The sequence below is a fragment of the Haladaptatus sp. AB618 genome (assembly GCF_024136965.1).
In the GTDB taxonomy this organism is placed as follows: Archaea; Halobacteriota; Halobacteria; order Halobacteriales; family Haladaptataceae; genus Haladaptatus.
In genome coordinates this window covers 520,080-532,906 of the sequence record NZ_JAMYJX010000001.1, presented here as the reverse complement: position 1 = coordinate 532,906, position 12,827 = coordinate 520,080, and the positions used below count along the sequence as shown (strand labels likewise).

At 59.3% G+C, this 12,827-nt stretch carries 8 protein-coding genes, 1 tRNA gene and 1 pseudogene; 3 read left to right on the top strand and 7 right to left on the bottom strand.

Annotated elements, in window-relative coordinates:
- Positions 1-73: 73 nt before the first annotated feature.
- The 4 genes and pseudogenes from NKF26_RS02755 to NKF26_RS02735 all read right to left on the bottom strand — a co-directional run bounded on the left by NKF26_RS02755 (position 74) and on the right by NKF26_RS02735 (position 5,511).
- Entirely contained in the window at positions 74-1,900 is a 1,827-nt protein-coding gene (locus tag NKF26_RS02755; RefSeq protein ID WP_253225230.1) for an LEA type 2 family protein, read from the bottom strand.
- 189 nt (positions 1,901-2,089) lie between these two features.
- A pseudogene (locus NKF26_RS02745) lies at positions 2,090-2,957 on the bottom strand (dihydrodipicolinate synthase family protein).
- Positions 2,958-3,517: 560 nt separating this feature from the next.
- Positions 3,518-4,177, bottom strand: a complete 660-nt coding sequence (locus NKF26_RS02740) for a TrkA family potassium uptake protein (RefSeq protein ID WP_253225227.1) — start codon at positions 4,175-4,177, stop codon at positions 3,518-3,520.
- Between the two features lie 452 nt (positions 4,178-4,629).
- Complete coding sequence (locus NKF26_RS02735; protein WP_253225226.1) at positions 4,630-5,511, bottom strand: twin-arginine translocation signal domain-containing protein; 882 nt, start codon at positions 5,509-5,511, stop codon at positions 4,630-4,632.
- A 516-nt stretch (positions 5,512-6,027) separates the two neighbouring features.
- On the opposite strand from NKF26_RS02735, the gene NKF26_RS02730 reads away from it, so the two are divergent.
- A complete protein-coding gene (locus NKF26_RS02730; RefSeq protein ID WP_253233967.1) occupies positions 6,028-7,674 on the top strand; it encodes an alkaline phosphatase family protein in 1,647 nt (548 codons plus the stop codon).
- 3 nt (positions 7,675-7,677) lie between these two features.
- Positions 7,678-9,201 carry a flippase gene (locus NKF26_RS02725; protein WP_253225224.1) on the top strand — a complete coding sequence of 508 codons (1,524 nt, stop codon included), beginning with the start codon at positions 7,678-7,680 and terminating at the stop codon, positions 9,199-9,201.
- A gap of 109 nt (positions 9,202-9,310) precedes the next feature.
- Here NKF26_RS02725 and NKF26_RS02720 read toward each other — a convergent pair whose 3' ends face one another.
- The 3 genes from NKF26_RS02720 to NKF26_RS02710 all read right to left on the bottom strand — a co-directional run bounded on the left by NKF26_RS02720 (position 9,311) and on the right by NKF26_RS02710 (position 12,018).
- Complete coding sequence (locus tag NKF26_RS02720) at positions 9,311-11,020, bottom strand: PQQ-binding-like beta-propeller repeat protein (RefSeq protein ID WP_253233966.1); 1,710 nt, start codon at positions 11,018-11,020, stop codon at positions 9,311-9,313.
- A 233-nt stretch (positions 11,021-11,253) separates the two neighbouring features.
- A tRNA-Thr gene (locus NKF26_RS02715) sits at positions 11,254-11,325 on the bottom strand.
- A gap of 51 nt (positions 11,326-11,376) precedes the next feature.
- On the bottom strand, positions 11,377-12,018 hold the full coding sequence (locus tag NKF26_RS02710) for a hypothetical protein (protein ID WP_253225181.1): 642 nt from the start codon (positions 12,016-12,018) through the stop codon (positions 11,377-11,379).
- A 59-nt stretch (positions 12,019-12,077) separates the two neighbouring features.
- Between NKF26_RS02710 and NKF26_RS02705 the strand changes: the two genes are divergently transcribed.
- Positions 12,078-12,776 carry an enoyl-CoA hydratase/isomerase family protein gene (locus NKF26_RS02705; RefSeq protein ID WP_253225180.1) on the top strand — a complete coding sequence of 233 codons (699 nt, stop codon included), beginning with the start codon at positions 12,078-12,080 and terminating at the stop codon, positions 12,774-12,776.
- Positions 12,777-12,827 lie beyond the last annotated feature (51 nt).

Sequence of the window (12,827 nt, the reverse complement as noted above, 5' to 3'; positions counted from 1 at the left end):
ACACACAAATAAATTGCGTCGGGAATTACGAACGTGTGGCTGGAAATCAACACGGAAACAGGACGAACGTGTCTCAGGCCGTCGAGTTTCCGAGGATGTTCGTGGTCACCGTCTTCCGGTAGTTCAGCGAATCGAGATCGATCCGTTCGGTGTAGCCGTGGTATTCGACGACGACGTAATAGCTGACTTCGAGCGTGCTCTTCTCACCATTCTGAAGGTGTGTCTTCCACCACGGGCCGAGTTTCGAGTTGTCGAGGGTCATCGTATCCCGAATCGTCGCCTCGCTGTGCGGGCGGACCTCGACGGATTTCTGCCTCGATTCGTCCGAAAGGACGATGCCGTTCATCGTCACACGTGATCCGACTTCGACGATATGAATCGACTGACTCCGATCGTTTTCGACGGTCGCGGATGCGTCGATGGGTGTCTTCTCCATCGTCGCGTGGCCCCAGTTCGCCTGCACATCGGAGATTCGTCCGATCTCCTGCCCGGCGACCGAGAACGACTGACTCGACGTCGAATCGACGGGGCCGAGCATATCGGTCGTTATCGTTCCCCGGTCGGCTTTGCCACCGACGGGCAGTCGGGCAAACCCGGCATCCACGGTCACGTTACGCTCGATAACGCGGTCGGTCCTCTCGCCGTTGTTGACGTGACTGACCCACCAGCGTTGGATCTTCTCATCAGAGATCCTTTCGGTAAAGTCGAGATGTGTTTTTCCTGACTCGATTTGGCGGGCCGTCTCACCCTCGACCAGCGGGACGTCGTTCATCGACACGCGATACCCCGCATCGACCGAGAGGTGCTTTGCGAACACCGACCCCGGTTCGTTCGGGTTTACGACGGTCGCTCGGGTTCGAACGCCGGTGTCACCCGTCGCAGGAACGATCCAGTTACTCTCGACGGATTCGAGTTCGGGCGGCGCGAACGACGAGTTTCCGTCGCGTGGAACGACCTTCGTCGTCGTCTTCCCGCTACCGAGTACGTCGGTCGTAAAGACGATACGCTTGCTCAGGAATGGGAGGTCGACGTTTTGCGTGGTTCCGTTGTCGTGCATGACCGCGTAAAACTGCACGTCCATCGTCGTCTTCTCGCCGTTCTCCACGTGGTTTTCCCACCACTCCGGCAGTTTGCCGTTGTCGAACGTCGAGTCGATACCGAACGTGGTCGTCTTCCCCGGTTTCATGTGTACCTCGCCGTCGGTCGTTCCGTTGGCGACGGTCACGTTGTTCATCGTGATCGTATATCCCAACTGTGAGAAGACCACCTCGCCGCTGGTCGGGTTCTCGACGGTCGCGTTGACGGACAGCGGCGTCCGCTCCGTCGTGGCGTGTCCCCACGATGCGTTCGTTTTCGTCACCCGCAGGATTTCCCGGTTTCCAGCGGTCATCGTACGCGTCTCGTTGCTGTCGAACGCGCTGAGCAGGTCGGTCCGGAACGTCCGTTTCTGTGCGGGAAGTCGCTTCGAATACAGCGGAACGCTGACCGTCGGCGAGATACTGACCGTCGTCTTCTCGCCGTTGTTGATGTGGCTCGCCCACCACGCCGGTATCTTTCGGTTGTCCATGCGTGTCTTCATCGAAATCGTGGACCGTCCGGACGGTAATCCGATGTTCTCCTTTTTCCCGTTCGCCACGGTCACGTCGTTCATGTCCACCCGATAATCGAGGTCCGCGACACCCGGCATCCCGACCGAACTGGGATTGTTCACGTCGATGTTCGTCCGAATTTCGGTCGTCTTCGCGCTGACGCCGCCCCACGCGGCGTCGACGTTGTCGACGCTCGGTTGCCCGACCGTCACGATTCCGGACGTGAGCGCCACGCCCAGTCCGCCAGCGCTCACGAGGAGGACCGTCATCACTCCCACGAGCAGTTTTCCGAGGAGGCTACGAATCGCCATTGTCTACTCCCCTAACATATATGTCTTTTGTCCCACAGTTCATTATCCGGTCAATTCGCAGCCACCACCAAGTAACTTTACCTGTAATTATCCAGTACAAGAGCGGGTATCACCCGCCATCACGACAACGAAATTGGATATGACATACCCAAGATCAACGAAACGTATCAAATTGAGAAAGAGGACAGATCAGTGCTCGGCGGCACCGACGAGGTCGATGATTTCCGCTCGAACCTCCTCGGATGCCGGTCGGTGAGGACTGCGGGGTTCCCCGGCCGGTGCGCCGCGTTCCGCCATGGCCGCTTTGGCCCCGGGGACGCCGTATTCGCTCGTGACCGCATGGTTCAGCTCCACGAGGCTGGCGTTCAACTGTCGGGCCTGTTCTCCGTGTCCGCCCCGGTGAAGACGATGGATTTCGCTGGCGCGCTCGGGTGCGACGTTCGCCAAGCCGAGGATACCGCCGTCAGCCCCGGCGTCGAGTGCGGGGGCGTAGACCCCCCCCGCTTCCGACGAACAGATCGAAATCGGCGTGCTCGGTTCGGGCACGCTCGCGTTGGAGACGCGTGAGGTTTCCACTCGAATCCTTCATTCCGGCGATGTTCTCGTGGTCGGCGAGTTCACCGACCACTTCGGGCGACAGGACGACATTCGTGTAGGCCGGGACGCTGTAGAGGTACACCGGCAGGGGGCTCTCGTCGGCAACCGAACGGTAGTAGTCGGCCATCGACTCGTCGTCGTGGCCGTAGTAAAACGGCGTCACCACGAGCGCCGCGTCGGCTCCCGCCTCCGCTGCGAGGGACGTTTGACGGAGCGTCTCGTGAAAGCCCGGATGGCCCGTTCCGGCCAGCACTGGAACGTCCGCCTCCTCGACCACGATTTCGACCACGCGGGCACGCTCCTCGACGCTCATCAGTTCCGCTTCGCTGTTCGACCCGCACGGGACGATGAAGTCCACGCCACGCTCTTGGACCCACGCGACGAGTTCACGGAGGTCGTTTTCTTGGAGGATTCCTTCCCGGTCGAACGGCGTCAATAGCGGTACTCCAGTTCCGTGCATGGCAGTCATCTCTCCCGGAGAGCGTATGAAATCGGGGGGAGCGGTAGTGTCTCACGGGTGTCTGACGCGGTTTTAAGTTCTCGCCGTTCCCATCCGAAAATGGGCGCGCACAACACCCTCTCTCCCATCCTCCCACTCTGCGCGCCCGGCACACACCACCCACATCGCCCCTGTACCCCGCTCTCCCATCCCGTTCCGCTCTCCAATCCCGTTCGACACTCCCCCTCTTCCGTTTTAGGAGACGTCCACTCGTCCGTAGACACATCCTGATCGTAACAAAGAGTACCTGTACCGGGTGCAAACGGTTCATAACAAAGTGGTGTCCGCTCATTCGTACAGTTGCGCCCGACGGCTCGGGCGCGAAGCGTGTCGCAGTCTCGCGGTGGGTCTCCGGCGGGGCCGGGGGCTCTGGCGACGGGTTGGCTTCCCGTTACAGTGTCACCAACCCCCCCACGAAAGTTCTCGTCCCGGACGGCCCTAGAACCCCGCGCTGCCCAATCGTTTTTCGCTTCGATACGACCGACGAGCGATTTCTCCGATTTCGATACTCGAACCCGTTCTCAAGCAGTCGCTTGGAGCCGGTCGCGTACCGCCGGAAGCGCCTCGCGTGAAGCGATGAGCGCGACACGGTCTCCCGCTTCGAGCTTCGTTCCCGGCAGCGGAATGGTCATCCGCTCGCGGTTTCGACCGTGTGCGTAGATCCGTGCGTTCGTGGGGAGTTCGACCGCCTGAACGCGCGTTCCGACCAGCGGCGAGTCGTCCGGAATCGTCATCGTCGTCAACTGGAGGTTTTCGGTCAAGTCGGCGATGACGTCGAAGTCGCCGCCGAGAAGCGCGGTTTTCGCCCCTGCCGCACCGAGGCGCTCGGGGTAGATCACGTCGTCCACGTCGTCCGCGAACTTCTGGTAGATCTCCTCCCGGTAGTCCTCGTCGATGCGCATGACGGTTCGACAACCGTGATGCTTGCCGACCATGCACGCCGCGAAGTTGACGTTCAAGTCACCCGTCAGTCCGCCGATGGCGTCCGCCGACTCGATGCCCGCCTCGGTCAGTACGTCCTCGTCCGACCCGTCCCCTTCGACGACATCGAAGCCGTCCTCTCGCGCACGATCAACTTTGTCGGGGTCGTCATCGATGACGACGACCTCGTGACCCTCCTCCGAGAGTATCTGTGCGGTCCGGATCCCGACACGACCATACCCAACGATAACAAATCGCATACTGTTTCAGAACGCGACCGACGACAAAAACGTCACGGTCGGTGAAGGTGGGTTGACAAAAAGGTCGAAGCGTCGGTACGCTTCACGAAGTTCGTACGGTCCGACTTCGACACGAATTTCGTTTCCGTCGCGGATTCTATTTCCGTTACGGATGCTGCTTCTATCACCGATTCTGCTTCCGTCACCTATTCGCCTTCAGTCATGGATTCCGCTTCCGTTGCTACTGGCGTAGGGCTTTCCACCGACGATGGTGGTTCTCCCCGTTCGATTACGTCCGCGGACGTGGAGTCGACTGACGTCCATCGAATGCGACGATCATCCCGTCGTGACGCTCGTTCGCTGTCGTTGCACTCGTTCGTTCGGGGGAGCGTCAACGATCGTTGACCGTCTGCGATCCGCGACAAAATGGGAATAGATAGAAAAGGAAAGAGACTGGCGAACTCAAATTCTCGTTATTTGTGGCCTTTCACGGCCTCTTCAGCCGACATCGGGACGCCCTTCGGGGGCGTCGTGTCCGCCTGTTTACCGGTCTTGGTGTTCTTCGTTTTGAAGTCTCCGCCGTCCGTGGTGGCAAAGCCACCCTGGATGTCGGAGTTGATGACCTTCGTCGTACCGTACCACGACCAGACACCACGGTTGTTGACCGTACCGGGTGCCGAGCAGTTCTCGCCACAGACGGGCGTCTTATCGTCGACTTTTACGACCGTATTCTTGACGTACGGTGTTCGGTCACCCTTCGCGTTCAGGCGGATGTTGGAGATGTTGTTCGAGTGGAAGTACGAATCCTCGACGTTCGTAATTCCTTTCGCTCCCTGTTTCCCCGGACCCGACGCGTACAGACCGTTGTTGACAGTCTTTGCTACGTGCGTGCGACGAACCGTGATGACGCCCTGGTGCGGGAGGTTGGCGTTGACCCACATGCCGCCTCCGCTTTTTCCGGGCTTCGTACCGTCGCCCATGTAGACGTTTTCGATGAGACCGTGACCGTCCGGCGATTCGACGCCGGGCATCATGATGTAGGACTGGCCGCTGTCCTGTCCCTTGATACCGACGTTGCGAATCGTCCATCCGCTTCCGCTCGTCGTGAACGCGACTCCGGCACCTTCGGCGGTGAGATCGATAAGCGTGTTTTCGAACGTTTCTCCGTCGCCGACTTCGATCGCCTTTTGCTGGCCAGCGGGGACGGTAATCGTATCATACCCTTTCGCACTCGCCACTGAACTGACGCCTACTGCCCCTGTCGCGGCCACTGCGGTACCGGCCGCCTTCAGGAACGAACGTCGTTTCAGAAACGATCCATTGTCGGTTGTGTCGTTTTCGAATTCGCGTGCCATGCAGGTTCAACGTGAGGTTGGTATGGTAAAAGTGTAGCGATTCTCTTTCAATGTAGTACTAACAATTTATAAGGAGACCCATGATACGACGTTGTGACCCATTACCACAGGATCGACGCTGAAATACCGAGATAGTCGAAATCGTACACGAGAGCGGTTCTCTTGTGATACGTGATCGGAGATACCTCTCGTTACCGGAGTACACCCGGAGCGAAATGAGTATCTACAGCTTACTCGTGGCCAGCGTCACCGGCCAGGGGAAAATTCCAGATAGATTCTTGATGATTTATTCAGGCAGGTGCGGTGATACGCATAGGCTTCGCTTACAAGCGGGGCTGTAGAGTATAACAAAGTACCACGAAGGGGGTGTACGATGTGAATGAGCGGAGCATCTGAACATCGGCACCTCCATCCTCTCGACAGTATACATCGGCGAGTCGTTGGGCGGATCGGGGTCAGAACGACATCCTCGACGCATCGAATCATCGATACGCGTTCCGTCGTGAGGTGGGAGCGGTGACTTCCGACGGATCACGTACCGTCGTGCTCGGATTCGATGCGCTTTCTTTCGAGTATCTCGACGAATTTGCGGATGAACTGCCGAATTTCGGCCGTCTCCGTTCCACGGGTATCGACGCACCACTTCGTTCGACACATCCACCGTGGACCGGAAGCGCGTGGCCGTCAATGTACACGGGGACCGACCCGAGTCGGCACGACGCGTACGGGTTCTTCGACTACGAGGACACGTATCCGGACGAGGCGAACATCATCACTCGCAACGACGTACAGCAACCGGCGATTTGGAACTACCTCACTTCCATCGACGAGCCATCCATCGTGCTCAACGTCCCGGTCACGCATCCTGCGGAGCCGCTGAACGGAGTCCTCGTTCCGGGATACCTCGCATCGGAGGACGCCGATGGCTATCCGAAGGACATCAGAGGCGAGTTGTCCGACGCGCTCGGCGAGGAGTACACCATCTACTCACAAGCGGAGATGGTGAGCGACAAGGAACGCAAACTCGATGGATATGCTGACCTCGTTGGCATGCGTGCGCGCGCGGCAGAATATTTACTGACGAACTACGAGTGGCGCGTGGCGATTATCCAAGTCCAAAAGACGGATGCAGTTTTTCACAATTTCGACGAACGAAGCGCGTTTCGGCGGGTTTACCGGGCCGCCGATGAACTCGTCGGCACCGTTCAGCAGTGTGCCTCCGATGCCAACATCGTCGTCTGCTCGGACCACGGGATGGGTGTCACGAACGGGCACAAACTGTTCGTGAACGAGATTCTCCGAGAGCACGGCTTCGTCCGGGAGGATTCGACCGGGAACAACTACGGAACCAGTCTCAGTTCGGTTAAACAATCGATCGTTAACCCGGACGAGGAAGTACGCGACGATACTGAAAACAGTCCGATAGAACGCGCAGCCTCAATGGGGATTACCGGGCTCGGTAAGGTCGGCTTAACCCCGGCGAAGGTGCTCACCGTGGCTCAACATATCGGATTGGAGGAAGAACTGAAACGCCTCGTCCCGAGCAACGTTCGCTCGGCGGCCGAACGAACCGTCGATTGGCGTCAGTCGAAGGCGTACTGTCGGGCGCTCGGTGAACTCGGTATCCGTATCAACCTCGAAGGGAGAGACCCCAGCGGTGTCGTTCCGCAATCCGAGTACGAAGCCGTTCGGTCGGAGTTGATCGAACTCCTCTCGTCGGTCAGAACGCCGGACGGACGGTTGGCGTTCGACTTCGTCGACAGGGCAGAAAACGTAAACCACGACCCGGACCCGGGAAGCGGACCGGACGTCGTCTTCATGCCGAAGGACATGAACCACCTCGTCCTTCCGGGACTCGTCGGCGAGCGGTTCCTCCCTGTAGACGAATACAACCACAAACCCGACGGCGTCTTCATCGGCACCGGACCGTCGTTCGATCCCTCCGTCAACCCCGAACGACTCTCGCTGACGGACATCGCTCCGATCGTCATGGCTTCCGCCGGGTTGGACGTTCCCGACCGGATGACCGGACACGTTCCACAGGGGATGGTAACGTTGCCAGTGGAGCGGTCTTCGTACCGCGATATCGAGTACGGATCGACGGAAACGGTCGAGACGGAAGGCGACGTGACCTCGCGACTGGAGGACCTCGGCTACCTGTAATCCATGGGATCGGAACGTGAACTCAAAAAGCTCCTTTCGAGTGCGAGCCTCGTCTTCGTTGGCGCAGGTGTGGCGGCAGTAGCGAAACTGGCCGAGCGAATCGTTTTGGGGCGGAGTTTCTCGCCGGATATCTACGGCGAGATCAACATCGCGATCACGACGATGGCGCTGGGAACGACGTTCGCGCTCATCGGCCTCGGACAGGGCATCCCGCGCTACGTCTCACGGTTCGAGACGGAGCGCGATATGAGGGGCGCATGGTTGACTGGATTTCTCCTCGCCGGTATCGTGAGCGTCCTGTTCGCCGGAATCCTCTATTTCAACGCGGATTTCGTGGCGTCGAAACTGTTCGACCACGGAGGGGCGAGCAACCTGATACCGGTGTTCGCGTTCGCCATCCCTCCCGTCGTCGGCTATCTCGTCGGTATCGGCGGAATTCGCGGCTTCCAGAACACCATCTACAAGACGTACGTCGGTGACCTCCTCTATCCGTTCGGGAGATTACTACTTCTGGGCACGCTGTTGGCGTTGGGGTTCGGAGCGAAAGCGGCCGGCTACGCATACCTGGTTAGCGCCGTCATCGCCTTTCTGGTCGCTCACTACCTTCTCAATAAACTCATCCCTCTCTTCGGTGAATTCACCCTGCACGTGAAGGAGATTACGACGTTTTCCGCACCCCTCGTCGTTTCATCGGTCCTCGGTGACCTCCTCACCCGAACTGATACCGTCATGCTCGGCTACTTTTCCACCTCCCATCAGGTGGGACTCTATTCGGCGGCCTATCCGCTCGCCAACAGCCTACTGATCGCACTCTCGTCGTTCGGATTTCTCTATCTTCCCCTCGCATCGAAGCTCGATGCGGACGGGGAGCGGGACGAGATAACGAAGATATATCAGCTCACTACGAAATGGGTGTTTCTCGTCACGTTTCCCGCGTTTCTCCTCTTCGTTACGTTTCCCAGTGACGTCATCTCGATCTTTTTCGGTACCGACTACGCGAGTGGTGGACTCGCCCTCGCGATTCTGTCCGTTGGTTTCTTTACCAACGCGGCGGGCGGCCGAAACCGTGAGACACTCTCCGCGCTCGGTCATACTCGGTTGATACTCGCGGGCAACGCCATCGCGTTCGCTCTCAACTTCGTTATGAACTTGATCCTGATACCCATCTACGGGTTCGTCGGTGCCGCGGTCGCATCCTCGACTTCGAACATCATCCTCAATCTCTTCATGTTCTCGGTGCTCTGGTGGAAATTCGGGATAACGCCGTTTTCCCGATGGACCGTCAGAACGATGACTCGTGTGCCACTGGCTCTCATCCCGGTGACCGTGATAGCGTCTCGATTCGTCTCCCTGTCCATCGTGCTGCTACCGGTCGCACTCGTATTGGCCGCCGTCGGAACCCTCGTCGTGTTCTCATCGACGAACTGTGTACAACCGGAGGACGGCGTCATAATCGATTTCATCGAGGGAATAACGAACACGAAGATGTCGTTCCTGCACGGCTACATCCCGGAAGGAACCGAGTGACCGCCCTCACGAATTTCAGATGATGAAGGCGATTCCAAAAACCTCGCTCGGTTCCCCGAAACCGACGGAACTCGGACTCACGATCTGAAAATCGGCAACTCGTGTGGTGTTAGTTCGCCGAGATGGTGACGCTCGCTTTGTCGGCGTTGTATCCATCGCTCACTTCGAGCGTGACTTTCACCGAACCACAGCGCGGCACGGTCACCGTCACGGTTTCTCCGGTCGCATCGAACGTCCCGTCGCCGTCCGTGTCCCACTTGTAGCTGACGACACCGTCATCATCGGTGGAGTTGGAACCGTCGAGTGTGACTTCGTCGCCCGCTTCGAGCGTACACGAGTCCAAATCCGGTGACGACTCGATGTGCGCCGTCGGTTGTTCGTTCGGATCGACGACCTTGTCGTTCGCGATACGATGGTCGGCATCCGGTGCTTCGTCGGTGGATTCGAGGACGAACAGCTGAGACGAGACGTACTTAGCGTACTCTCCATCGAGTTCGTAGGTCGAGACGTACAGTTTGCCATCCCGAACGACAGGAGTGCTGGAAGTCCTGATCCTGTCGCCGTCCATCATGTAGGTCCACTTCCGTTCGCCCGACGCCGCGTCGACGGCGTAGACGACCGTCTTGTAGTGAGCCGGTGGGCCGGGGTCGGGTTCGGAAGCGGGAGTAAATTTCCCGCCGAAGTAGACGGTCCCGTCGGCGAGCGTGGGATCACCATAGGTGAACGCGAGGGTGCGGTACGTCCAGTCGATATCGCCGGTCTTCGCGTCGATGGCGTGAAGTTTCTGATGGTCGTTCGCGCCATCCGGATACCCCGCGTAGGTGAGAACGTACACTCCTCCTTCCCCGACGACCACGTTGCTGATCTGATCGTCCGACTCGATGTCGAACGACGTGTTCCACTTTTCCTCACCGTCGGCCGCCGCGTACGCGAGGATGTCGAAGCCCGGTTCGCCGTCACGCTCACGGCTGCCGTACACGATACCGTCGGAGACCGCTTCCAACGAGGAGAGTTCCCGATTCCACAGCACTGTCCCATCGTCAGCGTTCAGAGCAGTTCCGGTCCGGGCGTACAGTATTCCATCGGCGTAGGATACTTCGTCGGTGTAAACGTCGGTGTTCTCCCAGGCGGTCTCTCCTGATTTTGGGTCGAGCGCGACTGTTCCGGAATCGTTCGAGAAGTGACCGTATGCGGTGTAGACACGACCGTTCGCGACGAGCGGGTTCGCCCATTGGAAATGGTCATCCCGTTTCCACAGTATCGAACCGTCACTCGCATCGAGCGCGTAGAGGGCACCTCTTTCCTTGTAGTTGTTTCCGGGTGTCTCCGTGGCGAAGTAGAGGGTTCCGTCGCTTACCGTTGGTGTATCAGGTGCGCCCATATCGGTCTGCTTCCACAGTTCGTCGCCGGTGTCGGGGTCGTACGCGACGACGTATCCATCGCTCGCGTAGGTTCCAGTATCGGTCTTCACGCCGAGGTACATCGTCCCGTCAGCGAACACCGGTTCTATCTGGCTCCGATCCACGTCGTTTGTCGATCTACCACCCAGCCGTGTCGTCCCGTCGATGTCCATCGACCAATCGGTCGTCGCGTACGGACTCGGACCGCTGGCGTCCGTCGCTCCCGTGCGAGCCGAGTCGCCGCGGAAGGTCGTCCAACCGCCACCGTGTCCTGTGGCGTCGTCGCCTCCGCTCTCGTCGCTGCTTTCGCTGCTATCGTCGTTCTGCTGTGCGAGGACCATTCCCGTTCCGGAGACCGTCGCGGCTCCGGTGGCGAGGCCGACCGTCTTCAGGAACGTCCGCCTGCTGTCTTCTGGCATGTTCGATTACCATTCTCGGCGACACGACCTTCCCTATAATTCATATAATACCTACAAGAACGCATTTATGTATCCGATAACTGGAAATGAATTCTATATTTTCGGAGAGACACGTGTGTTTCTAAAAACACGTATTGTTATCACAGACTGCCCTGAGCATCGTTCCGTAGTCAACCACGAAGCCAAAGGAAACATACCACGAATGATGTAACTCGTAGTTCAAAAATCGGAGAAGCCTAGGCCGGGATTTGAACCCGGGCTCTCGTCCTTACCAAGGACGCGCTTTACCGCTAAGCTACCCAGGCGCAGGCATTCATTTCTACACGCCGAACTGGGTTTAGGCGTTTCGATTCGCGTCAGGGATCGGTGGCCGATGAGGTGGTCTCATCGAACCAGTTTGGGTGTCTTCCTGACAGCTTCGTCAGCGTATCCACCGCCTCGTCGAACAGTAGTTCGGTCGAGTCGCGGTTGGCAACCGACGTCGCCAGTTGCTCGGCGTATCGTCGGATTCCGGTCGGGACCTCGTGGCCTGCCGCCGTCGTTCCGGCGACCATGGCGAGTTCGAACACGTCCGTTTCGAGCGCGTGTTCGGTCCGCCGTTCGGTCTGGTCCCGACCGAACGATTTGACGGTTCGAACGGCCGTATCGGCCGCTTCCGTTCGTGCCAACAGAGAAAATCCGCGGGAGACCATCACGTCCGCTGCCAGAACTGCGATGTTGCTCTCGATGTACGGTTGCTCCCCGTTCCACGGTTCGTCGCGTGCCAGCGTGCGTGTGAGGCCCAATCCCTCGTAAATCAGTTGCACGCCCGCGGCACGGGCTTCGACGTCACCCGTCTTGGCACCGCTCTCGACTGCTCGTGCGCTTAACAACGTCACCACCCCCGGAACGACCGTCGAGGACTCCAGTAGCCCATCGATGTGGTCGCGGAGGTGCGCTGGCGTAATGTCTTCGATAGCCTCGCGCGCAGCCCCGCGCGCCCGGACGGCCTCTTCCATTGTCGGAACTTACGACGGGACAGCCAAAGACCTTTGGAAAGCGTCTCCAACTGGACAGCATGATTCGCATCACCGACGAGCCGAAACTTAGAATCGTGACGATCGACCGCCCGGAGCGTCGAAACGCGCTCACACCGGACGGACTCGACGCGCTCTCCTCGGCGGTCCGAGAAGCGACACAACCGGTCGTCTATCTCCGCGGCGCTGGTGGGGCGTTCTGTGCCGGGGCCGACCTCGACGTCGTCGCGTCGTTGGATCGGGAATCGGCGGAGGAGTTCGCGAGCCACGGTCAGCGAGTCGCAAACGACATCGAAGGGAGCGATAGCGTCGTCGTCGCCGGAATCGACGGTCCGGCGCGCGGCGGGGGCGTCGAACTCGCGCTGGCGTGTGATATCCGGGTGGCGACGTTCGACGCGACGTTCGCCGAACCCGGCGTCCGCCTCGGAATCTTCGGCGCATGGGGCGGGACGACCCGACTCCCCGAAATCGTCGGCATGGGTGACGCGCTCGACATCGCGCTCACGGGCCGCGTCCTCTCGGCCGAAACGGCCCATCGGATGGGGCTCGTTTCACGCCTCACGGAAACGCCGCGCGCTGTCGCCGACGAACTCGCGGAGAACGTCCCGGCGGCGCTTTCGGTCGTTAAGGAACGAGTCCGAGATCGGTCTTCGACCGACGTCCAACTGGCGTGCGAGGCGGAAGCATTCGGCGAACTCGTCGCCGCGAACGCCGATAGCATCGCGGAAGAGCGGGAGTAGGAGCGGGGATCAGTAAGGAATCGACCGGGAATCGGTCGGGAATCAATCGGG